This is a genomic window from Sphingopyxis sp. (genome assembly GCF_965227415.1).
Lineage (GTDB): Bacteria > Pseudomonadota > Alphaproteobacteria > Sphingomonadales > Sphingomonadaceae > Sphingopyxis.
In genome coordinates, this window is record NZ_OZ245749.1 from 1,121,540 (window position 1) to 1,147,795 (window position 26,256).

Genomic DNA, 26,256 nt, shown 5'->3' on the forward strand with positions numbered 1-26,256 from the left:
CCCGTCTAAAGGACCGACGCGCCTGCACTGGCGCGTTCGATCATGATCGCCGGCTTGCGGCCGTCGGGGGTGCGATAGCTCGCTTCGACCGCGGCGGCCACATCCCCGATCGCATCGGCCTCGACCAGCGCGACGACCGCTCCACCGAAACCGCCGCCGGTCATCCGAGCGCCGCCCCTGGCGCCGATCGCGCGCTGCATAACCGCGGCGAGCCGATCGATCGCGGGCAAGCTGATGTCGAAATCGTCGCGCATCGACGCGTGCGATGCCGCCATCAGGGCGCCGAGCGTCACCAGGTCGCCGCCCTTCATCGCATCCGCCGCCGCCAGCGTGCGGGCATTTTCGGTGACGACATGACGCGCGCGGCGATAGGCTGTCGCGTCCAGGCCAGCGCGCGCGGCGTCGAGCCGGTCGAGCGAAACGTCGCGCAGGGCGGCAGCGCCCAGCTGGCGCGCGACGGCCTCGCACTGCGCGCGGCGTTCGTTATAGGCGCCGTCGACCAGCCCGCGACTGATCCCCGAGTGGACGATCAGGATCGCCGCATCCGCCGGCAACGCGACCGGACGCACGTCCAGGGTGCGGCAGTCGATCAGCAGCGCATGATCCGCGACGCCATGCGCCGAGGCGAGTTGGTCCATATTGCCGCAGCGCATGCCGACGAAATCGCACTCCGCCGCCTGCGCAGTCAACGCCATCCGCGTCGCGTCGAACTGACCGGGAGCAAACAGGCCGGCGAGCGCCATCCCCGTCGCAACCGACAGCGATGCCGACGACGACAATCCCGACCCCTGCGGAATGTCGCCCGCGACGAGCAGGTCGACCCCGCCGAGTTTGACCCCTTGCTGCTGCATCGTCGCCGCCATGCCGCGAAGATAGTCCGACCATGGCTGGTCGGGCGCGCGGTCGACCGGGCGGGCCAGATCAAATTCGCTGGTCGCATTGCCGAGGTCGGCGGCGATCATCCGGACGACGTCATCGCCGCGTCGACGCGCCGCGACGATGCTCTGGCGCCCGATCGCGGCGGGAAGGACGAAGCCGTCGTTATAGTCGGTATGCTCGCCGATCAGGTTGACACGGCCGGGCGCACGGATTGCGAGGTCGGGCGGGGCGCCGACCAACGTGCCGAACAACGCCATCGTCCGCTGGGCGAGGGTCATGCGCCGACATCCACCGCGCGCAACCGCTCGGCCGCCTGTTCGGGGGTCAGGTCACGCTGCGTCTCGGCCAGCATTTCATAGCCGACCATGAACTTGCGCACCGTCGCCGAGCGCAGCAGCGGCGGGTAGAAATGCGCGTGGAGTTGCCAGTGCCCGGCGTCGCTTTCGCCGAACGGGGCGCCGTGCCAGCCCATCGAATAGGGAAAGGCGCTGTCGAACAGCGCGTCGTAGCGGCGTGTGAGCTGGCCGAGGACTGCGGCGAGGCTTTGCCGTTGCCCGGTGTCGAGATCGGGCAGGCGCCGGACCGCAAAGCGCGGCAGCAACAGCGTCTCGAACGGCCAGCTTGCCCAATAGGGAACGATCGCGAGCCAATCGCCATGCTCGACGACGACACGGGGGCCGCCAGCTTCGCGCTCGGCGAGCTCGATCAGCATGGGCTTGGCACCGGCCCAGGCGCGCTGACTGACGTCCTCGCATTCGATCTCGGCTGGGATATGGCGCGTCGCCCATATTTGTCCGTGCGGATGCGGGTTCGAGCAACCCATCATCTCGCCGCGATTTTCGAAGAGCTGGACGTTCGCATAGGTCTGGCCGAGGTCGGCGCATTGGTCGCACCAACAATCGACAACGGCGGCGATTTCGGTGTCGGAGAGCATCGGCAATCCGCGCGCATGATCGGGGGAAAAGCAGATCACGCGCGATGTGCCCGACGCCCCGGCGGCGCGGAACAGCGGGTCACTGGCAGCATCGGGTGCGGGCGTGTCGGGCAGCAGTGCGGCAAAGTCGTTTTCGAAAACGAAAGGGCCCGAATAAGCAGGGTTGGTCACGCCGTTCGCGCGGGTATTGCCGGGACAAAGATAGCAGGTCGGATCGTAGCTCGGCGGCGGCGCTGCCGCCACCCTGCCCTGTTCACCCTGCCACGGTCGCTTCGCGCGATGCGGCGATACCAGGATCCATTCGCCGCGCAGCGGATTGTAGCGGCGGTGCGGATGTTCGGTCGGGTCGAAGGCTGTCATGGCCAGATGTGTCCGTCGCCATCGGTGCAGCGGCTTTCACCGGTTTCAGGGTCGAGTTGCAGTTCGAGCGTTCGTCCATCGGCGAGCGTTGCGCGCTGGACGATCATCGCTTCGCCATTACCGAGCGACGGGTAGCGGCATCGGGTGACGTCGAGCCCTGCGAGCGCATCGAGCAGATTGGCGCGTTCCGGTGACAATTCGCCGAGATGATCGCTGGTCATCAGCACGCCGCCCGACAGACCCGCGAGCAGCGCAAGGCTTGTTACCTGCGCATCGGAAAGGTCGTGGAAGCGGTCGCGAAGCAATATGCAGTCGGGATCGGCCTGCCACAGTCGCCCCGCAGCATGGTTGCGCGTCGCCTGGTCGCGGAGCAGGCTTTCGGCCGACTGGTCGCCCGCCCATTTGACCCCGACGTCGCGCCCGATGCGGATCGCGTCGACCAGTCCGACCGACGCCCACAGCGGGCAGCCGCAGCCGAGCCAGAGCGCGTCGCCGATTTCCTCGCGAATGATCGTACCCATCTTGCGCCAGATGGCGATGCGCGAGAGGCCGATTTGGTGCCAGACGGCGCGGTCGGGGCCGTATTCGGCGCCGAAGAACATGAAGTCGGTCTTGAAATAGCGCGCCCCCCATTCGAGCGCCCAGGTCCTGAAGACCTGCCGGATATGGGCCTCGGCGCCCGGATGCGTGATGTCGAGGACATAATATTCCTCGCTGCGCTTGTGCCAGCGAAACTCGCCATAGAAGGCCATCTGGATCAGCGGCTCGCCCGTCGCCTTTTCGCGCACGACCCAGTCGGGATGTTCGGCGTAGAGGCGGCTGCGATTGCCGACCATGAAAGGTGCGATCCAGAAGCCGGGGGTAAAGCCAGCGCCCGCAATTTCACCGAGGAGCGGCTGCATGCCGTGCGGGAATTGCGGTTTGACATCGAGCCAGTCGCCCATCTCCGGCGTGAAGCCGTCGTCGATCAGAAAGATGTCGAGATCGGTGCCATGCGCGTCGCGATAGGCAGCGGCGGCGGCCAAATGCTCGCGGATATTCTCTTCGGTAATCGCCGCATAGAGATTGTACCAGGAGCACCATCCCTTGATCCGCTTTTCGGGAATCCGGGGATGCGTCGGAGAGGCCGCAACGACACGGTCGGACCAGCGGATCACCGCGTTTTCGACGTCCGGATCGGAATAGACGAACAGGGTTTCGGCGGCGGTCGCACCGGTGCGGTCGAGCAATGTCTCGACGTCGATCGTCATCGCCCCTGCATCGCCGCCAAAGCGGAAGCGGCTCTGGAACCGGTCGTGACGATCAAAACCCAGCACGACGGCGCCCGGCGCATCGGTTGGAACGAGCGCGGTCATCGCGAAACCCAGCGTCGGCTCCTTGCCCGGCGGGGCATCGCCCGCGGGCGTGCCGGGGTCAGCAAAGAAGCTGCCGTCCCAGCTGTGATAGCCGTTGCGCAGATAGCGCTGCACGCCGCTGACAGCGCCGAACCGCATGCCGAGCGAAAGCGGCGCTTCCGACAGAGCGCTTGCGCACATATCGAGACGAATGATCTCGCCGTCGTCGACGATCGCCAGTCGAAGCGCGCCGCCGCTTGCGAGTGCCCACTCGACGCCGCCCGGCAAGACGGTCGCCGGCCGGTGCGCCGGTACGGCGCCATCGAGCAACGGCTCGATGGCAGCGATGACGATTCCGTTCTTCTCGAATGAGATCATGGCGTCAGCCGGACCTCGCGCCGCTCGTCGGCAGATTGCCGCGCGGCGAGCGCCAGCTTCAGCGTCGCCGCGCCTTCGGCCAGCGGAATATAGGGCGCGGACCCTGTTGTGACCGCGCGATGGACGTCGGCGATCTGCGCAACGAAAGGATCGGTTGGTCCGGCGATTTCTTCGGCGGCGATCTCACCAGCGGTCCGCGTCAGCACCGCGTCGTTCCAGCTCGTGAAGCGCCCGGTCATACGCTCGGCATAGACTGCCCATTCCTTGTGCCATACGCCGGGGACCGCGATGTTCGAGGCGTTGAGCGTCGCGATGCGGCCATCGTCCCAGCCGAAGAGGATCGCGCTGATATCCTCGACATCATAGCCCGGCGTATCGTGATGCGCGAAATTGGTGCGGCGGGCATAGACCGTGTCGGGCTCTCCCATCAGATGGCGGATCAGGTCGATCTGATGAATGACCTGCTCCAGTATCTGCCCGCCCGACTTCGCTTCCTCGCGCCACCAGTGGGCGTGCAGCGCGTTGCAATGATAGGCGCCCGCATAGAGCCCGACCCGCCCGGTGTCGGCGGCCTTCCAGCGCCGCACCGCATCGCCGAAACGATACATGAAGCCGATCGCGGCGACGACGCCCGTCGCCGAAACATCGGCAACCATCGCATCGGCAGCCGGTTGATTCAGCGCAATCGGCTTTTCGACCAACAGATGCACGCCGGCGCGGGCGACGCGCTCGATCTCGCCACCGCGGGAGTAGGGGGGCAATGTCGCAATGACGAGATCGAGACGCTCCTGCCGCAGCATTGCATCGAGGTCGATATAGGCGGCGTTGTTGCGACCCTCCGCAAACGCCCTCGTCCTCTCCGCATCGCGGCCGCAGCAGGCAACCAGTTCCATATCTTCCGACAGTTCGGCAACCGCGCCCGCATGGCGTGCACCGATGCCGCCGCAACCGAGCAAGCCCACGCGCAGCATGCTCATGCGCCGAACTCCAGCATCGCCTGCAGCATTCCCGGCGCGCCTTGATCGAGCTGTTCGAACAGTTTCGGCGCGTCGGCGAAGGGCGCCGTGTGGGTGACCAGCGGGATCAAATCGAGCGTGCCGTCATGCTGCAACTCGATCGCGCTGCGCCATAGCCGTGGCTTCGACCAACGATAGCTCGCGTCGGGAGAAACGCCCGAAATCTGCGAGCAGATGACCTGGATGCGGTTGTGGTGAAACTCTTCGCCCAGCTTGAGCCCCGGAATCGCGCCCTGGAAAAAGCCCATCGCGACGACGCGCGCGTTATAGGCGGCAGCGCGGATCGCTTCGCCAAGCGCAGGCGGCGCGCCCGATACTTCGATGCATGCATCGGCGCCGCGGCCACCGGTCAGCCGCTTGATCTCTTCGGCGGCGCCCGCGGGCTCGATCGCGAGATGGGCGCCATGGCGGAGCGCGATGGCGCGGCGTGCGGCATCGGGATCGATCGCGATCACGCGGGCACCCGATGCGCGCGCGGCCTGTGCGACGATCTGCCCGGGCACGCCGAGGCCGAACACCGCAACGGTGTCGCCAATCCGGATCTGCGCGTCATGGACGCCGTTCAGGGCGACGGCGCCGATGTGCGAGAAGATGCCGATGCGCGGGTCGGCGCCCTCGGGAAGCAATCGCTCGCGGGCATAATCGGCGGTCGCGACATGGTGCGTCTTGTGGTTCCAGGTGCCGAACAGGCGCTGCCCGACCGTCAGGTCCGCCATGTCGCTGCCGACCTCGACGATCTCGCCCGATTCTTCGTAACCGAGGTTTCGCACCGGCCAGTCCCAGCTCGGTACCTCGGCATCGACGAACAGGCGCTGCGCCTCGTCGAAACGGCGATGCATGAAGGGATTGGTGCCGCGATATTGCGTCAGCTCGGTCCCGGCGCTGATCCCCGAAAAGAGCGTGCGAATACGCACCTCCTGAGATCCCAGCGGCACCCAGTCGCTGTCTTCAAATTCCAATGACCGCGGCGCCGTCAGAATCAGCGCGCTACTCGAAGACATGCTAAACCTCCTGCGAATTGGCGGCGACATCGACGCGGGCCCGTGCGCGCGCAGCGAACAGGATCAGCACGGCAAGCACATAGAACCCGGCCATTGCGACGATCCCCGCTCCCATCCCGAACCCGCCGCCGATCCACGCAACCAGGATCGGCGTAACGCCGGCGCCGAGAAAACCGATCATCGTCATCATCCCGACCGCGGTCGCGCGGGCGTGCGGCGGCACGACATCCTGCATCGCGGCATAGATACAGCCGTCGAACAGCCCTTTGGCGATGCTGGTCGCGACCAATACCATGCCGATCTGCGTCGCGGTCTTTGCGCCGAGCAGAGGCAACAACAGTACCGCTGCGAGGCCCAACCCGATGGTCAACGTCGTGAAGCGCCCGATCGACGACCGTTTGGCGAGCGTGTCGGCGAGCCATCCGCCGAGCGGCACGGCGCAGAAGCCCGCGATATTGATCGTTGCCGACCCGACCCACGCCGAATCAGCCAGGTTCATGCCGAGCAGATTCTTGACGAAATAGGGCGCCCAGAACGTCACCCCCGTCGATGCTCCGGTGGCGAGCGCAAAGACGCCGCAAAGCATCAGCGCCGTGGGAATGCGCAGCACGATCCCGATCGGCTCGGCGGGCTTGTCGGCCTCTGCTGCGGTGTGGACGATCGGCGCATCATGGAGAAAGAACCACAGCATCGCAGCGTGAATCAGCCCGACGGCGCCGAAGATCAGGAAGGGCGCGTGCCAGCTGAACGCGTCGGCAATATAGCCCGCAGCGACGGCCCCGAGACCCGAGCCCGCAAAGACCGCGGTCTGATGCAGCGACAGTGCCCGGCTGCGCATCTGGGGCTTGTGCCAGTCGCCGATCAGCGCGGTTGCCGTGGGATAATAGGTCGATTCGCCGATCGCGACCAATCCGCGCATCGAAAGCAGCAGCGCAAAGCCGGTCGCAAGGCTGGACGCACCGGTCGCGACGCTCCAGAACACCAGGCCGAAGATGATGAGGCGGCTGCGCCGGACGCTGTCGCCGATGCGCCCCGCGACGAACGCCCCGACGGCATAGATCCAGAAAAAGACCGAACCGAGCAGCGCCAGTTGCGTATCGGTCAGGTCGAATTCGGCCTTCAGGTCGGGAAGGACCGCGAGCAGGATGTTGCGGTCGGCCGCATTGAGGAAAGCGACGAGCCAAAGCAGCCCGATCATGATCCACGGATAGTTGGCGCGTGCCGCCAAGCCTCCTCTATTCCCCACCATGTCCGCTCTCCCTTACGCTTCGGGGTCGATCAAGATCGCCCTGAAGTCGTTTACGTTGGTCAATGTGGGCCCGGTTATGACCAGGTCCCCGAGTATTTCGAAAAAGCTGTAGGCGTTGTTCGACGCCAGATATTCGCCCGGATCGATCCCGGCGGCGCGGGCACGCGCCAGCGTGTCGGGGCCGATCGTCGCACCCGCAGCATCGTCGGTGCCGTCGATGCCGTCGGTGTCGCACGAAATCGCGAAAATGCCCGGCTCGCCGTTCAGCGCGATCGCGAGGCCGAGCAGATATTCCAGGTTGCGACCGCCGCGTCCCGCCTTGTTGGTCACGGTCACGGTCGTCTCGCCGCCCGAGATGATGACGCGCGCGCTGCCGTCCTTTGCCATGCGGCGCGCGAGCGCGGCGTGGCTGGCGCCGAGATGGCGCGCTTCGGCCTGGAGCTGGTCGCCCAGATTGGTGACCTGAAAGCCTTGGGCGCCCGCCATCGTCTGTACGGCGCCGAGCGCGTCGCGCGCCTTGGCGATGATCTGCGTCTCGCCCCCGGCAATGCCGAGCGCGTCGGCGGCGGGGGTTTCATTCGCAGGGTCGTTCAGCGCGGCCGCGACCTGCGGCGACGGATCGATGCCATATTTGGCGACGATGTCGCGCGCATCGGAGAGGCTGGTGAGATCGGCGACGGTCGGCCCCGACGACACGAAGCTGGGGTCGTCGCCGGGGATGTCGGAGATGATCCACGTCGTCACATGCGCAGCGCCCGCAGCGACCGAGAGCCGCCCGCCCTTGACGCGCGAGAGATGCTTGCGGACGCAGTTGATCTCTTCGATCGTCGCACCGGACTGGAGCAGCGCGCGGGTGATCTGCTGCTTGTCGGCGAGGCTCAGGCCCGCCGCCGGCGCCGCGAGCAACGCCGATCCGCCGCCCGACAGCAAAAGGAGCAGATTGTCGCCTGCCTCCAGCCTGTTGGCGATCGCGAGCGCGCGGTCGGCGGCGACCAGGCTGTTCTCGTCCGGATAGGGGTGACCCGCCTCGATGATCTCGACATCGGGCCACGAAGGCTCAGGCTGGGGAAGGTGGCCGTGGCGCGTGACGACCAGGCCCTTGAGCGGCTGTTCGGCGCGGACCTGCGCAACACGCATCATCTCGGCGGCGGCCTTGCCCACGGCAATCACGACGGTGCGGCCGTGCGGCGAATGGGGAATCTTGCGCGGCATCGCGACCTCGGGGCTGACCGCGCGCACCGACTCGCGGAACAGCGCGATCAGCTTTTCGCGCTGGCTCGTCCGGTTCACCTGTTCGGCATCGGTAGCGATGACATCCTCCCGTTATGATTTGCCCCTTGGGGTGAAGCAGAGCGGCAAAGGCGGCTAGCTGGGCTTTCCGGAACACTATGTTCCATTTTTCGCAACGACTTCAAATTTCCCACGAAAGCGTTGGCCTGAGCTTCTCGGACAGATAGTCGATCAGCGATCGCACGCGCACCGGCACGCCCTTCGGATCGGCGAAAAGGGCATAGAAGCTCATGTCGGGCGCCTGCCAGCCCGGCAGCACTTCGACCAGCTTCCCTTCGGCCAGATCGCTCTTGCACAGAAAGGCTGGCAAGGTTGCGATCCCCAGTTCGGACCGCACCGCGTGGCGAAGCAGGATCAGGTCGTTGCACACCAGTCGAGGCGAGAACTCGACCGTCACCTGCTCGGTGTCGGTGTGCAGCGGCCAGCGGTGTCGGCGATCGACGGTGCCTGTCGCAAGCAGGTCGAAGCGCGGCAGTTCGACATGGTTTTGCGGCATCCCCTTGCGCTCGAAATAGCCGGGCGCTCCAAAGATGCCGCATTCGGTGATGCCCAGCTTCACCGCTACCAGTTCGGAATCGGCGAACGGCCCGACCGCGAGCGCGACGTCGAAGCCGGCGCGGAGCAGGCCGACGGCGTCGTCGGTCAGCACGCTGACGAGTCGCACGTCGGGATACAGGTCGAGGAAACTCGCGAGCAGCGGGCCGATCAGGCTTTGACCCAGCACATAGGGGATCGCGATCTTCACGACGCCGCGCGGCACATTCTGCCGGTTCTGCAAAGCGCGCTCGCCATCGCGCAACACGCCGAGCGACCGCAGGCAATATTCAAAGAACATCGCGCCATCCTCGGTCACCGTGACCGACCGCGTCGAGCGGTGGAGCAACTGGACGCCGAGATTTTCTTCGAGGCGTGAAATGCGGCGGCTGACGGTCGATTTGGGAAGCCCGAGCGCCTGCCCCGCCTTGGTCAGGCTTTCGGTCTCGACGATCTTTGAAAAGACCTGCAAATCGCCCAGATCGAGCATCGATTCTCTCCCGCATTTTGGCCCGCATTTCGGTGTCGATAGTCTCGATATCAGCAACACAGCGTTGCAACAATACGGGCTTTCGCTCAGGCACCCCTCCCTTCAGTTTTTATGACAAAGGTCTGTCAAAGGCCGGAAGAGTTCTATGGGAGGAGACCAGCATGACCATCCGCAGCCGTTTTTCGCGCACGTTCCGCACCGCTTTGCTGAGCGCGACGCCGCTCGCCGCAGCGCTGATTCCGTTGCAGGCCGCGCAAGCACAGGACGCCGCCCCGCCCGCCGACGAGGCGACCGCAGGCGATGAAGATACGATCATCGTCACCGGCACCAGCCGTGCGCGTATCGCGCTCGACACTCCGCTCGCGGTGACCTCGGTCGGCGAAGATTCCCTGGCGCGCCTTGGTGTCAGCAGCCAGGCCGACATTCTCGCGAGCATCCCGACGATCAAGGCCGACGCAGGCGGCGGCGAAGTTGCATCGAACGTGTTCGTGCGCGGCCTTCCCTCGGGCGGGCAATATCAGTTCACGCCGCTGATGTATGACGGCGTACCGGTGATGTCGACGTTCGGCCTCAACTCGTCGGCCTATGACGTCTATTACCGCAACGACCTGGGCATTTCGCGCCTCGAGTTCGTCCGCGGCGGCGTCTCCAACCTGTTCGGGCCGGGTTCGGTCGCAGGCCTGATCAACTATATCAGCAAGACCGGGCGCGACGAGCTGGAAGGCACGGCGCAGATCGAATGGGCCGAAAAGGGTCGCTACCGCGGCGACGCAGCGATCAGCGGGCCGCTCGGTGAAAATCTGTTCTTCGCGCTGTCGGGATTCTATCGCAAGGATGACGGCCCGATCAAGACGGGCCTCGATACCGAGGGGTATCAGCTCCGCGGCAACCTGAAATACGAGTTCCCCGACAACAGCGGCTCGATCACGCTGTCTGGCCAATATATCGACGATCAGGTGCAATTCTATCTGCCCGTCCCGCTCGACGGCACGACCCGCAACCGCATTGCCGGCAACGACGGCAAGACGGTTTTCGCGCTGATGACGCCCGATGTCGCAGGGCTCGGTTTCAACACCCCCGACGGCGCCTTCACCACCAATATCACCGACGGGGTGACCACGCGCGGCGGGCAAGCGGCGATCGCCTTCGACAAGGATTTCGGCGACAGCGGCTGGGGGATCAACGGCCGCGTCAAATATTCGGAATATAAGCATAAATTCGGCCTGTGGTCGGACGGCGACGGGGTCGTCAACGTCCCCGAGACGCGGAACGCGTTCGTCACCAACGCCGCACGCCGCGGACAAATCCCCGAGCTCAACGGCATCACGGCCGCCAATGCGACCTTCACCTATGTCGGGGGCGGCGCGGTCGGGGCGAACGACATTCTGTTCGCCAACCGCTTCACCGACCGCAACCGGCCGATGCACGACTTCTCCGCCGAGCTTAACCTGACCAAGGAGGCAAAGACCGGCAGCATCGAGCACAGCTTTACGCTGGGCGGCTTTTACGCCGATACGGTCGCGCGCGATATCAATGTGACGACGACCTTCCTCGGCGCGTTCAACAACCAGCCGCAGCTGGTGAACCTGACCGTCACCAATCCGGTCAGCGGCGCCACGACGGTGATTTCACGCAACGGCCTGCTCAACGCCGGCGCCGGCTACGTCAACAACCGGCACCAGGCCGAACGCTATGCCGTCTATTTCGCCGACCAGATGCAGATCGGCGACCGCTTCAACTTCGACATCGGCGGGCGCGTCGAACATTATAAGGGCGACATCAGCCGCGAGCGGACCTCGACGACGGTCACCGATGCAACGACGCCGAACCTGTCGGGCGCTCTGCGCGACGTGGTCTGGGGTAATGACGGCTATCTGACCGGCAAGGTGTCGACGACCGAATGGGCGATCGCTGCGGGCGGCCTGTACAAGCTGACCGACGACGTCAGCCTCTATCTCAACGGCAGCCGCGGCTATTTCTTCCCCGAGGTTCGCGCCGTCGGCTTCCTGCCGCTGCCCGCCGGGACCGCTGCAAATGCCAGCGCCTCGCCGGGCACGCAAAGCTATGAAGGCGAAATCATCAAGCAGATCCAGGGCGGCATCAAGGTCAGCCAGCCGGCCTTCAGCCTGGAAGCAGCTGCCTTTTACACCAGCCTCAAGAATCGCCGGCAGGTGCTGTTCGTCAACGCCCCGGGCGGCGGCTTCCAGGAGCTCGTCAATCTGGTCGCCACCGAATCCTATGGCGTCGAGGCGGTGTTCGACCTGAAGCTGCTCACCAATTTGCGCTTCAACGGCAACCTGACGATCCAGAAAGCGAAATATACCGAGTTCCAGAGCAATGTCGGCGGCGTTCCGACGTCGAATCCGGCGATCATCGGCAATGACCTCGAGCGCCAGCCGCAGATCCTCTACAACGCCGGGCTCTATTATGACGACGGCGCACTCGATGTGTCGTTCTTCACCAACTACACCGGCGACAATTTCACGGCGTCGAACAACAGCATCAAGCTCAACGGGTGGAACATCGTCAATCTGGACGCCGGCTATACCGTGCCGATCGGCAGGAACAGCCTGCGCCTTGGGGTCAATGTGTTCAACGTGTTCGACACCGACGCAACGACCGAAGGGTCGCCGCGTCTCGACAACAACCAGACGGTCGGAGGCGCCTATTTCGTGGGCCGTCCGGTCCTGCCGCGCCGCATCACGGCGCGCGCTACCTTCAACTTCTAAAAGAAAACGGGCATCCGCGACATGATGATTGAAAAGCTTGACGCGGATGCCCGCGCCATCCTGACTGCCAACGACCGGGGCGGCTACACCGTCCCCAACGGCCGGGTCTATCCCTTCCAGTGGAACTGGGACTCGGCCTTCGTCGCCCTCGGCTTCGACAGCTATGACCGCGACCGCGCGTGGACCGAGGTCGAGACCCTGTTCAACGCGCAGTGGGACGACGGTTTCCTGCCGCACATCGTCTTCTGGCAGGACGATCCCGGCTATTTCCCCGGCCCCTCGGTCTGGGCGACGGGCAAGACGCCCGTCACCTCGGGCATCACCCAGCCGCCGGTCGCGGCGACGGTGGTCCGCAAGCTGTGGGACAGCGCGATCGCGGCCGACGCCGACGACGCCTATCGCCTCCGCCTCGAAGCCCTGTTCGACAAGCTGATCGCGTGGCACCGCTGGTTCCGCGACTATCGCGATCCCGACGGCCGCGGGGTCGTCGTCGCGATGCACCCGTGGGAAACCGGCCGCGACAATTCGCCCGAATGGGACGCACCGGGCGAGCCGATCGATATTTCGGGCGTCGGAGAATATACCCGCCGCGACACCGGCCATCTCGACGCGAAGATGCGGCCGACCAAGCTGGAATATGACCGCTATCTCGCGCTTGTCCAATATGGCGTCGCGCAGGGCTGGGATCATGCAAAGATCACCGCGGGCAATCCCTTCAAGGTTGCCGACATCGGCATGTCGATGATCCTGCTGCGCGCGAACCGCGACCTCCTCCACCTCGCCGACTATCTGGGCCGTGACGAAGAAGCCGCCGAGCTGCGCAAGATGATCGCGACCGCCGAAGCCGGAATCGACTGGCTATGGGACGAGGAAAAGCACAGCTGGTGCTCGCGCGACCTGCTGACCGGCCGCTCGTCGGGCTTTATCACCAGCGCGTCGTTCCTGAGCTTTTACGCCGGACTCGCCGACCCGGCAAAAGACGCGGCGATGCTCGCGCATCTGCATCGCATCGGCAGCAAGGTCGAATATCTGATGCCCAGCCTCGACCCCGAGGATCCGGGTTTCCAGATGATCCGATATTGGCGCGGTCCCGTGTGGGCAGTGGTCAATTACATGATCGGTACCGGCCTCGCCGAAGCGGGCTTCGATGCCGAGGCGGCGCGCGTGCGGCACGACACGCTCGCGCTGATGGAACGCAACGGATTCTATGAAGCGTACAGCCCCGTCGACGGATCGGGCAGCGGCGGCGATGATTTTTCGTGGACTGCGGCGATCTGGCTGGCGTGGCGGTAACGTGGTGCCGCGCCGATAAGTGATTGGCGCGCCCGAAATCATGAGGCCGCAAAGGTCACCCCTTTTCCGTTCGTGCTGAGCTTGTCGAAGCACCGCTCTTTCCCTGAACGAGGGACGAACGGCCCTCCGACAAGCTCAGGGCAAACGGATTAGCGGGGATCCTTGTGGCTTCGTGGCGTCGTGCGCACCAAATCACCGGTCGGGATCGACGACCGGTCCCCTCACCCGCGCCCGCACCGCGCTCGGGCTGGCGCCGAGCAGGCTGCGTACCATCTTGTTGAAGCGCTGCGCGTCGGCGACGCCGCAGCGCTCGGCGACGCGCCAGATTGGCAGGTCGGTCGATTCGAGCAGGAAGCGCGCATGCTCGGCCCGGCGCTGCAGCAAGCGGTGCGGTACCGTGGTGCCGAAGCGGCTGCGAAAGACTCGCGCCAGATAGGCGGGCGAGCGCTGCGCCGCGGCAGCGATGTCGCTGACGCCGATGGACTGATGGAAATGGCTGTCGATAAACTCCGCCGCCCGCGCCGCCGCATCGTCTTCGGGGAGCGGGTCGGTACGGCGGGCGAGGACCAGAAGCAATTCCTGCGCCGCGAGCCGCGCCGCGATATGCGCAATCGGATCGCTCGCGGTGGCGAACAGCCCGCTCACATGCGCAAAGCGTTCGCGTAGCGCCGCGCAGCCAGGAAGATGCAGCGCCACCGGCACGCGCACGCCCTTGCTCTCGCCCGCTTCGATGTGGATGCACCAATGCGTTCCAGGCCCTGCAAGATCGTAACTCGACGGCAGGCCTGCCGGGCTCAGCGTGATGTCGCCCGGCATGATGGGGATACGTGTCCCCGCCAGTTCCATCTCACCGGTATAGCCATGGAGGTGCAGCGCATGGGTGCGCCCCCGGTGGATCGTCGAAAAGCCCGTATCCGCCAGCAAGAACTGCCCCGCAACCGCAAGGCGCGGCAGGTCTTCCACCGACAGGATCAGCTTTTCCATATTCGATTTTTTACCACAGGAGCGGACCCATGCCAATTGCCGCAATCACCGGGAAGCGGCACCATCCGCAATATCGAGACACATGAGGCAGGACGGCGATGCTGAGCGAAGAACAGAAAAAATTCTATGACGAGCAAGGCTATGTCCTCGTCCCCGGCCTGTTCAGCACCGACGAGGCCGCAGCCTTCCGCGCGGAAATGCACCGCATCGCCGAGAATGAGGGCAACAGCGATGCCACGTGGGACAGCGTGCGCGGCAGCGGGACGACGATCACCCATTGCCACGACGTCCATTTCCGCTCGGCGATGGTGACACGGCTGCTCACCGATCCCCGGCTGACCGACGTCGCGCAAGACATCATCGGCCCGAATGTCCAGCTGCACCACAACAAGATGTTCATCAAGCCGCCCGAAAAGGGATCGCCCTTTCCGATGCATCAGGATTATCCCTATTTTCCGCATCGCGACCATTCCATGATCGCGGTGATCGTGCATTTCGACGATGCGCCCGAGGAAAAGGGATGCCTGCGCGTCTATCCCGGCACGCACAAGCTGGGCCCGCTCCCCGCCGAGGGCGCCGACCATCATGCCTCGACCGAAATCTATCCGATCGAGAGGGCCACCCCGCTTCCGGCGAAAGCGGGCGACGCGCTGTTCTTCCATTATCTGACCGTGCATGGGTCGGGCCTCAACACGTCGGACGAACCGCGCACGACCTTGCTGATCCAGCTTCGCGATCCCGCCGACGTGCCGCTGAACGACCGCCATAGCTCGCGTGGCCAGGGTATGATGCTCGCGGGGATCGACCCGACCGCGGGCGCGTTCAAATTCGCATGGGAAGACGAGCAAGCTGCCTGACGCGATCGCCTGGCTGCCGATCTTCCTGTCGCTCGGCAGTCCCGCGGCGGATGATCCCTGCGCCAGGCTGGAGAAGCTGACCCTCGACAAGGCTGTCGTCGACAGCGCGCTGCTGTCGGATGGCATCTGCAAGGTCAGCGGCTCGGCGCATCCGGTGCCGGGTTCGGCCATCGGTTTCACCGTCTACCTCCCCGCCCCCGACCGCTGGAGTGGACGCTATTACCAGATCGGCAATGGCGGCTTCGGGGGCGCCATCCATCTCCCGACGCTCGACGAGGGCGCTCGCCGCGGAGACGCGATCGCGGCCACCGATACGGGGCATCACGGCACGGGCTTCGACGCAAGCTGGGCAAGCGGCAATCCCGTAGCGCTCGCCGATTATGGCTGGCGCTCGATCAAGGCGACGCGCGACGCCGCGCAGGCGATCAGCTTCGCCTATTATGGCCGCAAACCCGCGCACCGTTATTTCATGGGCTGCTCGAACGGCGGCCGCATGGCGTTGATGGCAGCGGCGCGATGGCCCGCGGATTGGGACGGCGTCATCGCAGGTGCGCCCGCCAATCCCTGGACCGTCCAACTGCAACGCTTCGAGCAGGTGCAACGGGCCGTCCGCGCGCCCGGCGCCTGGCTCGGCAAACCGCAACTCGACCTGATACGGCGCACCGCGATCGCCGCCTGCCCGGCGCGATCGGTTCGAAACGGGATCGCACAGCGCCCCGATGCCTGCCGCCCCGACTGGGACCGGCTGATGTGCCGGCACGCTGCCGAGGCATCGTGCCTCTCGGCCGCGCAACGGGCCAGCCTGCAGGCCATCATCGGCGCCGGCTATGCGCCCGCCGCCATGGACATGGCCGATTGGCAGCGTTGGGTCGTCAACCCGGATCCGGCGACGCCGTCGCAGTTGCGCTTCGCCGACCAGGCGCAGCAATATTTCTTCGCCCGGCATGACGCGGCGACGCTGTCGGCCAATCTGGACGTGCGCCCCGATGAGCTACAAGCCTACCGTGCACGCGGCGGCAAGATCCTGTCCTATTTCGGCTGGGCCGATGCGGTCATCGCGCCGGAATTGGGCCTGCAATGGTATCGGTCGGTCGAGCAGCTCTCGACGGAACCGGGAAGGACCGCAGATTTCTATCGCCTGTTCATGGTGCCCGGCATGCTGCACTGTCAGGGCGGCACGGGCGCGGTGAGCTTCGGTCAGTCGATCGACGCGCCAGCCCGCGTCGCGCAGCCCGCCTATGACGTCCGACTGGCGCTCGAGCGTTGGGTGGAGGACGGCCGGCCGCCGCGCACCCTCGAAAGCCGCGACGGCTTATCGCACACTCGCCTGCACCCCGTCGCGCCGGCACGGTGATCGAAGGCGAAAGGGATGTAGAGACATCCCAGGACGACAACATCGAACGCCCGCGTCGGCGTCAAACGTCGGCAACCAGCGCATCGAGCCACGCGACGCGCCTGGCAACCGCGTCGCGTTCGGCCTTGAGCGCGCCGACCATTGCCGCAGCGGTCGACCGGAAATTGCTGTCTTCATCTGGCGATACCTCGCGAAAGAAGTCCAGATTTGCCGCCTCGGACTGCTCGATCCAGTCGGCGGGTATCGACGAGGCGCCGAACAGCGCACCGCTCAGCCCGCCGAGCACGGTCGCGATCGTGTCGGCATCGCGGCCAAAGCTTGCCCCCGCCGAAATACAGGCTTCGGGCTGTCCGCCGCAGAGCTGGAACAGACCGGCCACGATCGGCAAAACCTCACGGCTCGTCGGACTGACGGTGCGATCCTTGTCCCACACCCACGCCGGCGGGCGCGGGAACGACCGATCGAGATAGCGGAGATAAAATTGCTCGGTGAAACGGTCGACGTCGCCGGTTTCGGCCGCCAGGTCGCGCCCGATCGTGACGAGCCGCCGCGTGTCGAAGCTGCTGCAATCGACCATGGCATCGAGCACCGACGAAACGGTGGCATCGGGCTCGAACGCCGCTGCAAATCCCGCCGCAGTGGTCGCGGCCGCGTCGCGTTCGACGCCGTCCTGATGGATCGACGACAGGTTGAACGCATCCTGGAAGGCTTGCGACGGATTGCCGGCATTGATGATGCCGACCGGCGCCACGGCCATGATCGCGGCATCGGCGAGCGGTTGACCGCGGCCGGTCTCCCATGGGTTCATACCCAGCTTCAGCTTCTCGACGACGATCCGTTCGGTGAAAAACAGGCGCAGCGGGTTGAGATCGGACAGCCAGACCCTGGCATAATCGTCGGGCGTGATGCGGCCGCCCTTTCGGATGATCGCCAGGCACATATAGTGGCGAAGCGAGGTGTCATCGGTGATTTGCCCGGGCGCCCCGTCGCGCGATCGTGCCGGTTGCGGCAGAAAAGTCCGGATCTGGCCGAATGTCGGGCGTATGTCGGTATAGTGCCAGTCCTCTGCCGGCGCGCCCATCGCGTCTCCGATGGCTCCGCCGATCAGGCAACCATATACCTTGTCGAACAGCGTTCCGGCCATATCTTCCTCCCCGTTTTTTCACGTTGTGAGGGCGGCGCAAAGCGCATCCAAGCTCCGCATTGCGGAACTGTGTGTTGCGCGAATTTGCACAGCATGAACTGGCAGGCCGGGTCGGTGACGTTGAGGACGAACGACGTCGGCGTTCGGCTGTCCCTTGAGGGGAGTATCCCTGCTGTTTGAGCTTGGGTTGGAAATGGTGGAGCCTAGCGGGATCGAACCGCTGACCTCCTGCATGCCATGCAGGCGCTCTCCCAGCTGAGCTAAGGCCCCGTGCCATTTCGAGGGTCGCCCTGGGTGGTGCGACCGGGACGCCGCCTTTACCAGCGCGCGTCTTATATGCAAGGGGCCAAATGCATCATCCGATGCTTATTTGGCCCCTTGCGATAATCGTCAGACTTCTTCGTCGCTGTCGTCGCCCGTGGCAACGCCCAGATCGTCGTCGCCGCCGAGGTCGACGTCATTGTCGGGTGAATCGCTGTCCTCATCGACATCGACGTCCAGATCCAGATCCTCGTCGACGCTCTCTTCCTTGACGACCTTGCCGGGCTTTTCGATCTGCTCGAACGGCATCGGCTGCTTCGATTTCAGCACTGATTCCGGCAGCCAGGCATAGCCGCAGTTGATGCAGCTGACCGGGTCATCCTTGGTCAAATCATAGAATCGCGTGGCACATTTCGGGCAACTGCGTTTCGTGCCCCATTCAGCCTTTACCATATAAGCCTCGTAACCTTCTGGAAACAGAACAAAATTTCTGGAGAGCGCCGGGTGCTGGACAAGCATCCGTCAAATCGGCGTGCGCCTTGCCAGATTGTAAGGGCGCTGTCAAAAGCCGCACGCAATGACAGACCAGACCGCCACCCCACGCCGCTTTTCCGCGTCCGTTCCGCTTAAAGGTAGGATCGCGATTCCGGGCGACAAGAGCATCTCGCATCGTTCGCTGATGCTGTCGGCACTCGCGGTGGGCACAAGCCGCGTCACCGGCCTGCTCGAAGGGCATGACGTGCTCGCCACTGCGGCCGCGATGCGCGCGATGGGCGCCTCGATCGTCCGCCAGCCCGACGGCCAGTGGGTGATCGACGGCGTCGGCGTCGGCGGGTTGCTCCAGCCACGCGAAGCGCTCGACATGGGGAACAGCGGCACCTCGACACGCCTGCTGATGGGCCTGGTCGCGAGCCATCCGATCACCGCGACCTTTATCGGCGATGCCAGCCTGTCGGGCCGCCCGATGGGCCGCGTCATCGATCCGCTGTCGCAGATGGGCGCCGATATCGGCGCGTCACCGGGCGGCCGCCTGCCGCTGATGGTGCGCGGCATCGCACCGGCGATCCCGCTCGCCTACCGCCTGCCGATGGCATCGGCGCAAGTGAAAAGCGCCGTGCTGCTCGCAGGGCTCAATACACCGGGCATCACCGAGGTCATCGAGCCGGTGCCCACCCGTGATCATAGCGAGCGCATGCTGCGCGGCTTCGGCGCCGACCTGACCGTCGAATTGGGCACCGATGGCGTGCGCCACATCCGCATCCGCGGCGAGAGCGAACTGCGGCCCCAGACCATCGTCGTGCCCGGCGACCCTTCATCGGCGGCCTTTTTCATCGTCGCGGCGCTGATCGTCCCCGGTTCGGACGTCACCATCGCCAATGTCGGCCTCAACCCCACGCGCGCCGGCTTGGTCGAGGTGCTGCGCCAGATGGGCGGCGATATCGAACTGCTGGACTCCCGCGACGTCGGAGGCGAGCCCGTCGCCGACCTCCGCGTTCGCCACAGCACGCTAAGGGGTATCGCGGTCGATCCCGCCGTGGTGCCCAGCATGGTCGACGAATTCCCGATCCTGTTCATCGCCGCCGCGCTGGCGCAAGGCCGCACGACGACCACCGGCCTCGACGAATTGCGCGTCAAGGAAAGCGATCGGCTTGCGGTCATGGCAACCGGCCTCAAAGCGATCGGCGCGCGCGTCGAGGAAAGCGAGGGCGGCCTTGTCATCGATGGCACCGGCGGCGACCCGCTTCCCGGTGGCGCCACGATTGCCGGCCATCTCGATCACCGTATCTGCATGAGCTTCGCGATCGCCGGGCTCGTCAGCAAGGCGCCCATCACAGTCGACGACATCGCCCCCGTGGCGACAAGTTTCCCCAATTTCGAAGCGTTGCTCGCCGGGCTCCAGCAATGATCATCGCCGTCGATGGCCCGACTGCATCGGGCAAGGGTACCATTGCGCGCGCGCTCGCCGACCATTTCGGGCTGCCTGTCCTCGACACCGGCTTGCTGTATCGCGCGGTCGGCTATCAGACGCAGCTGACCCATGGCGACCCTGACGAAGCTGCAGACGCGCTGGCCGCATGCGATTTCCCCGATACCCTGCTGGACGACCCCGCACTCCGTTACGAAAGCACCGGCAGCCTCGCCAGCCGCGTGTCGGTTCACCCCGCGGTTCGCAAAGCGCTGTTCCAGCGCCAGGTCGATTTTGCGAACCAGCCGGGCGGCGCGGTGCTCGACGGACGCGACATCGGCACGGTCATCGCACCGCATGCCGATGCCAAGCTGTTCGTCACGGCGAGCGCCGACGAACGCGCGCGCCGCCGCCATGCCGAAATGCTCGGCCGCGGCGTTGCGGTGACCTATGACACCGTGCTTGCCGATATCCATGGCCGCGACGCGCGCGATACCGGCCGTGCCGACGCGCCGCTACTCCGCGCCGACGACGCGTTGCTGCTCGATAATAGCGGTATGGATATTGCCGCCGCGATTGCCGCCGCGATCGCCTTCGTCGAGCAGCAGATCAGGCGACCCAGCTGATATCGGGCAACGGACTGCGCACCGGCACCGGCTGAGCGTGATAGACGCACGTCTCCCCGACGCCCTTCAATAACTCGTTATGCGGCGGACCGAAAGCGGCACGGTCCTTGGCGCGGAGCCAGGTGCTTTCCGAAATCGCCATACCGTTGACCGGCGCCGTGCCTTCGAGGCGCGCCGCCATATTCACCGTTTCGCCCCAATAGTCATAGGCCATCCGCGTCGCGCCGATGACGCCGCCGACGACCGGCCCACTGTGGATGCCGACGCGAAGCCCGACGTCGGTGCCCGCGACACGCTGTAATTCCTCTACCCCGGCGAGTACGTCGCGCGCAAAGGCGATCGCTGCGTCAGCGCTATTGCCGCGGGTCGCATTGCAGCCGGCGATGGCGAGATAGGCATCGCCGATCGTCTTGACCTTTTCCACCCCATGCTGCGCGGCACAGCGGTCGGCATGATTGAAAAAGGCATTGAGCACTTCGACGAGATGCCCCGGCGACACGCGTTTGGTCAGCTTGGTGAACCCGGCCATATCGATGAAGATCACGCTGGCGTCCGCGTAGGAATCGGCGACCATCCGTCCGTCGCGGATCTTTTCAACCGCGGCTTGCGGCAGCATATTATAGACGAGATCCTCGTTCTTCTTGCGCTCGGCCTCCAGCGCTTCGGCGAGAGCGAAGGACCCGCGGCTTGACCGGTCGATCGCGAAATTGATCGCCACCATGATCGTGGCACCGCTGAGATAACTGAGCAGCCCGTACCAAAGCCCAGCGCCGTGGCTCTGCACAGGCAGCACCGTCGACAGGAAAACCGTCAGGTCGAGCCCCAGCCAGAGCAGGAACAGCCGCGGCCGGCCCGCAAGCGCGACGGCCGCGAACGCACTGACCGACAGGCGATTGATCACGCCGACCGCGTGCATTTCCTCCTGCATGTCGATCAGCTCGTCGAACAGGATCAGGTTGATGTGCCCGACAAGGAAGACGATCCCGAGCAGCGCGGCGAAATCGATCCCGGGCCGCACCACATAGCCGCGCCAAAAGGTCGTCCCGATGTAGGCTCCAGCGAGCGCCAGCACGCTGCCGAACAGCACGGCGAGCTTCGCGGTATCGACCGGATTGACAAGCAGCGGATTGGCGACGGTGTAAGCAAGGGCGACAAGCATGAAGAGCACGCCGTAAATGCGCACGAAAGGCAGCCGCAGCGAGCGCGCCGTTTCCTGAAAACGCGCTTCGACCGCCGGATCGGCGAATTTGCCGTGAACCGCCCCTTGCATGTGAGACCCCTCTCGATTGCCTGGGAGAATCTATAAGCAAGGTCTTACGATGCGGTTTACCCAATCCCTTCGCCACGCCGGGCGTGATCCGGGGTCGATTCAGGAATCGTCGCGGCGCTCCCCCGGAGCAAGCCCGGGTGACGATGCGGGCAAGCTTTTCCTTGCTAATCCGCGCCCTCGGCCATATAGGCGCCCCGTCCGACGGGCTTTTGGCCGGTCGAGGCACGGACAAACCGCCGCTCCCAATACGAGCGTCGGGCGTGACAGGGCGCACCTGTCGCGCCCTTTTTGCTTTGCCCTGCCCCGTCCACGAAGGTTCGAAGGGTGCTGCGCATCGCATCCGGCGAGCGTGGCGGAATCGGCCACAAGACCAGCGGAACCAACCGCTTGGCCGGAACAAATGAAGTAAGGAATACCATCCATGGCCACTACGGCTTTCCCGACGCGCGACGATTTCGCCGCGATGCTCGATGAATCGCTTGGTGGTGCCGACGGCGGCTTTGAAGGCCGCGTCGTCAAGGGCACCGTTACCGCGATCGAAAACGACCTGGCAGTAATCGACATTGGCCTGAAGAGCGAAGGCCGCGTGCCGCTTCGCGAATTCGCCATGCCGGGCCAGAAAGCCGACATCAATGTCGGCGACGAAGTCGAAGTCTATGTCGACCGCGTCGAAAACGCCAATGGCGAAACCATGTTGTCCCGCGACCGCGCTCGCCGCGAAGCCGCCTGGGACCGCCTGGAAGAAGAATTCAACAAGGAAGCGCGCGTCGAAGGCGTCATCTTCGGCCGCGTCAAGGGCGGCTTCACCGTCGACCTCGGCGGCGCCGTGGCGTTCCTTCCGGGTTCGCAGGTCGACATCCGCCCCGTGCGCGACGTCGGCCCGCTGATGGACCTTCCGCAGCCCTTCCAGATCCTGAAGATGGATCGTCGCCGCGGCAATATCGTCGTGTCGCGCCGCGCCATCCTCGAAGAAACGCGCGCCGAACAGCGCTCGGGCCTGATCCTCAACCTCGAGGAAGGCCAGATCATCGAAGGCGCCGTCAAGAACATCACCGACTATGGTGCGTTCGTCGACCTCGGCGGCATCGACGGCCTGCTTCATGTCACCGACATGAGCTACAAGCGCGTCAACCACCCGAGCGAAGTCATCAACATCGGTGACACCGTCCGCGTCCAGATCATCCGCATCAACCGCGACACGCAGCGCATCAGCCTCGGCATGAAGCAGCTCGAAAGCGATCCGTGGGAAGGCGTCGCCGCCAAGTATCCCGTCGGTGCGAAGCTGTCGGGTACGGTCACGAACATCACCGACTATGGTGCGTTCGTCGAACTCGAAGCCGGCATCGAAGGCCTGGTCCACGTCAGCGAAATGTCGTGGGTCAAGAAGAACGTTCACCCCGGCAAGATCGTCTCGACCAGCCAGGAAGTCGACGTCATCGTCCTCGAAGTCGACAGCGACAAGCGCCGCATCTCGCTCGGCCTCAAGCAGGCCCAGTCGAATCCGTGGGGCGCATTTGCCGAAACGCATCCGGTCGGCTCGGTCGTCGAAGGCGAAGTCAAGAACGCGACCGAATTCGGTCTGTTCGTTGGCCTGCCGGGCGACGTCGACGGCATGGTTCACATGTCGGACATCGCGTGGGGCATCTCGGGCGAAGAAGCGCTGCACCTTCACCGCAAGGGCGAGGCCGTGCAGGTCGTCGTTCTCGACGTCGACGTCGAGAAGGAACGCATCAGCCTGGGCATCAAGCAGCTTGAAAAGGGTGCTCCGGCCGTGGGTGGCGGTAGCGCCGCTGCGGGCACGGGTTCGCTGAAGAAGAACGACGTCGTCACCGTCTCGGTCCTCGAAGTTCGTGACAACGGCCTCGAAGTCCAGGCCGGCGAAGATGGTGCCACCGGCTTCATCAAGCGCGCCGACCTTGGCCGCGACCGCGACGAACAGCGCGCCGAGCGTTATCAGGTTGGGCAGAAGTTCGACGCGATGGTCATCGGCTTCGACCGTTCGAAGAAGCCCAGCTTCTCGGTCAAGGCGATGCAGATCGCCGAAGAGAAGGAAGCCGTCGCACAATATGGCTCGTCGGACTCGGGTGCGTCGCTTGGCGACATTCTCGGCGAAGCGCTGAAGGCCGGCAAGAAGGACTGATAATTTCAGCCCTTCGCCGCAAGGCAACAGAAAAGGCCTGCAGAGTGTCCCTCTGCGGGCCTTTTTCTTTCGGTGATATATTTTGACCGAACACTGATTCATGTTAGTCTTCCCCCCGCGTCGGGAGGGGTCCTCACGCACACCGAACCGGCAAAGACCGGATGGCCTGCATCCCGCGGGATGCGCGTGACTATATTAGGGGAAGCACATGATCCGGTCGGAACTGGTGCAAAAAATCGCAAGTGAAAACAGCGATTTGCGTGTTGAAGAGGTCGAGCGAATCGTCGATGCGTTTTTCGACTCGATCGTGGACCAGTTGGCGGCGGGGGGACGCGTTGAATTGCGCGGCTTCGGAGCTTTCTCCACCCGCGCACGCGAGTCGCGCACCGGTCGCAACCCGCGCACCGGCACGCCGGTCGCAGTGAATGCGAAAAAAGTACCCTATTTCAAACCCGGCAAGGAAATGCGCGAGCGTCTGAACGACTGATCGCGCGTCCGGCTACGCGCTCAATTCTTGAGCCTGTAACCGGTCCGGAACATCCAGAAGATCACCGCCAGGCACAGCGCCAGGAACAGCGTTACTGCGCCCATGCTGACTTCAATGCCGACATCGCCCTGCCCGAAGAAGGTCCAGCGAAAGCCGCTGATCAGATAGACGACCGGATTGAACAGGGTGACCGTGCGCCACGCCGCGGGCAGCATGTCGAGCGAATAGAAGGCGCCGCCGAGAAAGGTCAGCGGATAGACGACGAGCAGCGGGATGACCTGCAGCTGCTCAAAACTTTGCGCCCAGATGCCGATGATAAAACCGAACAGGCAAAAAGTCACCGCCATCAGGATCATGAACGCGACCATCAGGATCGGATGGACGATCTGCACATCGACGAAGAGGTGGGCTGTGGCGAAGATGATTGCTCCAATGATCACCGATTTCGTCGCCGCGGCGCCGACATAGGCGATCAGCAATTCCAGCGGCGACATCGGCGACGACAGCATCTCGTAGATGGTCCCCGTCCATTTGGGCATATAGATGCCGAAGCTCGCGTTGCTGATGCTTTCGGTGAACATCGTCAGCATCATCAGCCCGGGAACGATGAAGGCGCCATAGGGGACGGTGCTGACGTCGCTCATCCGGCTGCCGATCGCCGAGCCGAAGACGACGAAATAGAGCGTCGTCGTGATCACCGGCAGCATCAGGCTGGTCCAGAAGGTGCGCCCGAAGCGCGCCATTTCGAACAGATAGATCGACCGGATGCCGCGGAAATTCTGGATCATGCCGCCTGCTCCGACCTGGTTTCGTGCACCAGCCCGACGAAAATATCCTCGAGCGAGCTTTGCTGCGTGTGCAAATCCTTGAACTGGACCCCGATGTCGGTCATCCGCCGCAGCAGCGACGGCACGCCCGTTGCCTCGGCCTGGCTGTCGAATTCATAGACCAGCTCATACCCCTCGCCCGCCAGTTGCAGCTTCCACTGCGCCAGTTCCTCGGGCACCGTCGTCAGCGGCTCGGCGAGATTGAGCGTCAGCGTCTTGCGCCCCAGCTTCTTGATCAGCGCGTCCTTGTTTTCGACCAGGATCAGCTTGCCCTTGCTGATCACCCCCACCCGGTCGGCCATTTCCTCGGCCTCCTCGATATAATGGGTGGTGAGGATGATCGTGACGCCGCGCTCGCGCAGCCCGCGGACCATGTTCCACATATCGCGGCGCAGCTCGACATCGACCCCCGCGGTCGGTTCGTCGAGAAACAGGATTTCGGGCTCGTGGCTCAGCGCCTTGGCGATCATCACCCGGCGCTTCATCCCGCCCGACAACTCCATGATCTTCGAATTGCGCTTGTCCCAGAGCGACAGATCCTTGAGCAGTTGCTCGATGAACGCCGGGTTCCTGGGCTTGCCGAACAGCCCGCGCGAGAAGGTCACCGTCGTGATCACCTTTTCGAACGCGTCGGTGTGCAGTTCCTGCGGCACCAGCCCGATCATCGAGCGCGCAGCGCGATAGCCCTGCCGATGGTCGTGTCCGCCGACGACCACGGTGCCTGCGCTCGGCGTCACGATCCCGCAGACGATGCTGATCAGCGTCGTCTTGCCCGCCCCGTTCGGCCCGAGCAGCGCAAAAATCTCGCCCTTGTTGATGGTCAGATCGACACCGCTCAGCGCTTGGTGCCCGCTCTTGTACGTCTTTCCGAGGCCGGAAATTTCGAGGACTGCAGTCATGCCCCCGCGTCTAG

22 protein-coding genes and 1 tRNA gene are annotated in these 26,256 nt (G+C 64.6%); 8 read left to right on the forward strand and 15 right to left on the reverse strand.

The features are described from left to right. Positions 1–5: 5 nt before the first annotated feature. From galK to ACO055_RS05490, 8 genes are all read right to left on the reverse strand, one after another. Positions 6–1,157, reverse strand: a complete 1,152-nt coding sequence (gene galK / locus ACO055_RS05455; RefSeq protein ID WP_422061578.1) for a galactokinase — start codon at positions 1,155–1,157, stop codon at positions 6–8. Further along, entirely contained in the window at positions 1,154–2,173 is a 1,020-nt protein-coding gene (locus tag ACO055_RS05460) for a UDP-glucose--hexose-1-phosphate uridylyltransferase (protein WP_422061579.1), read from the reverse strand. Before ACO055_RS05460 ends, galK begins: the two co-directional genes overlap by 4 nt. After that, a complete protein-coding gene (locus ACO055_RS05465) occupies positions 2,170–3,885 on the reverse strand; it encodes a glycoside hydrolase family 36 protein (RefSeq protein WP_422061580.1) in 1,716 nt (571 codons plus the stop codon). Before ACO055_RS05465 ends, ACO055_RS05460 begins: the two co-directional genes overlap by 4 nt. After that, on the reverse strand, positions 3,882–4,862 hold the full coding sequence (locus ACO055_RS05470) for a Gfo/Idh/MocA family protein (protein WP_422061581.1): 981 nt from the start codon (positions 4,860–4,862) through the stop codon (positions 3,882–3,884). The genes ACO055_RS05465 and ACO055_RS05470 overlap by 4 nt, the downstream gene beginning before the upstream one ends. After that, complete coding sequence (locus ACO055_RS05475) at positions 4,859–5,902, reverse strand: zinc-binding dehydrogenase (protein WP_422061582.1); 1,044 nt, start codon at positions 5,900–5,902, stop codon at positions 4,859–4,861. Before ACO055_RS05475 ends, ACO055_RS05470 begins: the two co-directional genes overlap by 4 nt. Position 5,903: 1 nt before the next feature. After that, positions 5,904–7,151 carry an MFS transporter gene (locus ACO055_RS05480; RefSeq protein WP_422061583.1) on the reverse strand — a complete coding sequence of 416 codons (1,248 nt, stop codon included), beginning with the start codon at positions 7,149–7,151 and terminating at the stop codon, positions 5,904–5,906. Between the two features lie 12 nt (positions 7,152–7,163). After that, the gene (locus ACO055_RS05485) at positions 7,164–8,441 is read right to left on the reverse strand and encodes a glycerate kinase type-2 family protein (protein ID WP_422061584.1); all 1,278 of its coding nucleotides are present in this window, start codon (positions 8,439–8,441) and stop codon (positions 7,164–7,166) included. 121 nt (positions 8,442–8,562) lie between these two features. Beyond that, a complete protein-coding gene (locus ACO055_RS05490; protein WP_422061585.1) occupies positions 8,563–9,465 on the reverse strand; it encodes a LysR substrate-binding domain-containing protein in 903 nt (300 codons plus the stop codon). 161 nt (positions 9,466–9,626) lie between these two features. Between ACO055_RS05490 and ACO055_RS05495 the strand changes: the two genes are divergently transcribed. Next, a complete protein-coding gene (locus tag ACO055_RS05495) occupies positions 9,627–12,194 on the forward strand; it encodes a TonB-dependent receptor (protein ID WP_422061586.1) in 2,568 nt (855 codons plus the stop codon). Positions 12,195–12,218: 24 nt separating this feature from the next. Further along, a complete protein-coding gene (locus ACO055_RS05500) occupies positions 12,219–13,487 on the forward strand; it encodes an MGH1-like glycoside hydrolase domain-containing protein (RefSeq protein ID WP_422061587.1) in 1,269 nt (422 codons plus the stop codon). A 192-nt stretch (positions 13,488–13,679) separates the two neighbouring features. Here the strand turns inward: ACO055_RS05500 and ACO055_RS05505 are convergent, their stop codons facing one another. Next, positions 13,680–14,471, reverse strand: coding sequence for a helix-turn-helix transcriptional regulator (locus ACO055_RS05505; RefSeq protein ID WP_422061588.1), 792 nt, complete (start codon positions 14,469–14,471; stop codon positions 13,680–13,682). 98 nt (positions 14,472–14,569) lie between these two features. On the opposite strand from ACO055_RS05505, the gene ACO055_RS05510 reads away from it, so the two are divergent. Both ACO055_RS05510 and ACO055_RS05515 read left to right on the forward strand, forming a co-directional pair. Continuing rightward, positions 14,570–15,328, forward strand: a complete 759-nt coding sequence (locus ACO055_RS05510; protein WP_422061589.1) for a phytanoyl-CoA dioxygenase family protein — start codon at positions 14,570–14,572, stop codon at positions 15,326–15,328. A gap of 154 nt (positions 15,329–15,482) precedes the next feature. Next, the gene (locus tag ACO055_RS05515) at positions 15,483–16,682 is read left to right on the forward strand and encodes a tannase/feruloyl esterase family alpha/beta hydrolase (protein WP_422061590.1); all 1,200 of its coding nucleotides are present in this window, start codon (positions 15,483–15,485) and stop codon (positions 16,680–16,682) included. Between the two features lie 61 nt (positions 16,683–16,743). Here ACO055_RS05515 and ACO055_RS05520 read toward each other — a convergent pair whose 3' ends face one another. From ACO055_RS05520 to ACO055_RS05530, 3 genes are all read right to left on the reverse strand, one after another. Beyond that, the gene (locus ACO055_RS05520) at positions 16,744–17,826 is read right to left on the reverse strand and encodes an ADP-ribosylglycohydrolase family protein (RefSeq protein ID WP_422061591.1); all 1,083 of its coding nucleotides are present in this window, start codon (positions 17,824–17,826) and stop codon (positions 16,744–16,746) included. A gap of 194 nt (positions 17,827–18,020) precedes the next feature. Further along, positions 18,021–18,096: transfer RNA gene (locus tag ACO055_RS05525), tRNA-Ala, on the reverse strand. A 120-nt stretch (positions 18,097–18,216) separates the two neighbouring features. Next, complete coding sequence (locus ACO055_RS05530; RefSeq protein ID WP_422061592.1) at positions 18,217–18,540, reverse strand: FYDLN acid domain-containing protein; 324 nt, start codon at positions 18,538–18,540, stop codon at positions 18,217–18,219. Positions 18,541–18,664: 124 nt separating this feature from the next. Between ACO055_RS05530 and aroA the strand changes: the two genes are divergently transcribed. Continuing rightward, positions 18,665–19,993, forward strand: coding sequence for a 3-phosphoshikimate 1-carboxyvinyltransferase (gene aroA, locus ACO055_RS05535; protein WP_422061593.1), 1,329 nt, complete (start codon positions 18,665–18,667; stop codon positions 19,991–19,993). After that, positions 19,990–20,619 (forward strand): (d)CMP kinase, encoded by a 630-nt coding sequence (locus ACO055_RS05540; protein WP_422061594.1) that lies wholly within the window; start codon positions 19,990–19,992, stop codon positions 20,617–20,619. Before aroA ends, ACO055_RS05540 begins: the two co-directional genes overlap by 4 nt. Here ACO055_RS05540 and ACO055_RS05545 read toward each other — a convergent pair. Beyond that, positions 20,603–21,889 (reverse strand): adenylate/guanylate cyclase domain-containing protein, encoded by a 1,287-nt coding sequence (locus tag ACO055_RS05545; RefSeq protein WP_422061595.1) that lies wholly within the window; start codon positions 21,887–21,889, stop codon positions 20,603–20,605. The two genes, ACO055_RS05540 and ACO055_RS05545, sit on opposite strands and share 17 nt — an antisense overlap. A 421-nt stretch (positions 21,890–22,310) precedes the next feature. Between ACO055_RS05545 and rpsA the strand changes: the two genes are divergently transcribed. Next, a complete protein-coding gene (gene rpsA, locus ACO055_RS05550) occupies positions 22,311–24,029 on the forward strand; it encodes a 30S ribosomal protein S1 (protein ID WP_422061596.1) in 1,719 nt (572 codons plus the stop codon). Positions 24,030–24,237: 208 nt separating this feature from the next. After that, positions 24,238–24,516 carry an integration host factor subunit beta gene (locus ACO055_RS05555; RefSeq protein WP_422061597.1) on the forward strand — a complete coding sequence of 93 codons (279 nt, stop codon included), beginning with the start codon at positions 24,238–24,240 and terminating at the stop codon, positions 24,514–24,516. 20 nt (positions 24,517–24,536) lie between these two features. On the opposite strand, the gene ACO055_RS05560 is transcribed toward ACO055_RS05555, so the two are convergent. Together ACO055_RS05560 and ACO055_RS05565 are read right to left on the reverse strand one after the other, a co-directional pair. Further along, positions 24,537–25,304, reverse strand: coding sequence for an ABC transporter permease (locus ACO055_RS05560; RefSeq protein ID WP_422061598.1), 768 nt, complete (start codon positions 25,302–25,304; stop codon positions 24,537–24,539). Then, on the reverse strand, positions 25,301–26,242 hold the full coding sequence (locus ACO055_RS05565; protein WP_422061599.1) for an ABC transporter ATP-binding protein: 942 nt from the start codon (positions 26,240–26,242) through the stop codon (positions 25,301–25,303). The genes ACO055_RS05560 and ACO055_RS05565 overlap by 4 nt, the downstream gene beginning before the upstream one ends. Between the last annotated feature and the right edge of the window lie 14 nt (positions 26,243–26,256).

Bases quoted from the DNA above. Each gene is read 5' to 3' on its own strand.
- galK (WP_422061578.1), bottom strand. From the start codon at position 1,157: ATGACCCTCGCCCAGCGGACGATGGCGTTGTTCGGCACGTTGGTCGGC.
- ACO055_RS05480 (WP_422061583.1), bottom strand. From the start codon at position 7,151: ATGGTGGGGAATAGAGGAGGCTTGGCGGCACGCGCCAACTATCCGTGG.
- ACO055_RS05560 (WP_422061598.1), bottom strand. From the start codon at position 25,304: ATGATCCAGAATTTCCGCGGCATCCGGTCGATCTATCTGTTCGAAATG.
- ACO055_RS05510 (WP_422061589.1), top strand. From the start codon at position 14,570: ATGCTGAGCGAAGAACAGAAAAAATTCTATGACGAGCAAGGCTATGTC.
- ACO055_RS05505 (WP_422061588.1), bottom strand. From the start codon at position 14,471: ATGGAAAAGCTGATCCTGTCGGTGGAAGACCTGCCGCGCCTTGCGGTT.
- ACO055_RS05540 (WP_422061594.1), top strand. From the start codon at position 19,990: ATGATCATCGCCGTCGATGGCCCGACTGCATCGGGCAAGGGTACCATT.
- ACO055_RS05545 (WP_422061595.1), bottom strand. From the start codon at position 21,889: ATGCAAGGGGCGGTTCACGGCAAATTCGCCGATCCGGCGGTCGAAGCG.
- ACO055_RS05555 (WP_422061597.1), top strand. From the start codon at position 24,238: ATGATCCGGTCGGAACTGGTGCAAAAAATCGCAAGTGAAAACAGCGAT.
- ACO055_RS05460 (WP_422061579.1), bottom strand. From the start codon at position 2,173: ATGACAGCCTTCGACCCGACCGAACATCCGCACCGCCGCTACAATCCG.
- ACO055_RS05490 (WP_422061585.1), bottom strand. From the start codon at position 9,465: ATGCTCGATCTGGGCGATTTGCAGGTCTTTTCAAAGATCGTCGAGACC.
- ACO055_RS05475 (WP_422061582.1), bottom strand. From the start codon at position 5,902: ATGTCTTCGAGTAGCGCGCTGATTCTGACGGCGCCGCGGTCATTGGAA.
- ACO055_RS05495 (WP_422061586.1), top strand. From the start codon at position 9,627: ATGACCATCCGCAGCCGTTTTTCGCGCACGTTCCGCACCGCTTTGCTG.
- aroA (WP_422061593.1), top strand. From the start codon at position 18,665: ATGACAGACCAGACCGCCACCCCACGCCGCTTTTCCGCGTCCGTTCCG.
- ACO055_RS05520 (WP_422061591.1), bottom strand. From the start codon at position 17,826: ATGGCCGGAACGCTGTTCGACAAGGTATATGGTTGCCTGATCGGCGGA.
- ACO055_RS05470 (WP_422061581.1), bottom strand. From the start codon at position 4,862: ATGAGCATGCTGCGCGTGGGCTTGCTCGGTTGCGGCGGCATCGGTGCA.
- ACO055_RS05500 (WP_422061587.1), top strand. From the start codon at position 12,219: ATGATTGAAAAGCTTGACGCGGATGCCCGCGCCATCCTGACTGCCAAC.
- ACO055_RS05465 (WP_422061580.1), bottom strand. From the start codon at position 3,885: ATGATCTCATTCGAGAAGAACGGAATCGTCATCGCTGCCATCGAGCCG.
- ACO055_RS05530 (WP_422061592.1), bottom strand. From the start codon at position 18,540: ATGGTAAAGGCTGAATGGGGCACGAAACGCAGTTGCCCGAAATGTGCC.
- ACO055_RS05565 (WP_422061599.1), bottom strand. From the start codon at position 26,242: ATGACTGCAGTCCTCGAAATTTCCGGCCTCGGAAAGACGTACAAGAGC.
- rpsA (WP_422061596.1), top strand. From the start codon at position 22,311: ATGGCCACTACGGCTTTCCCGACGCGCGACGATTTCGCCGCGATGCTC.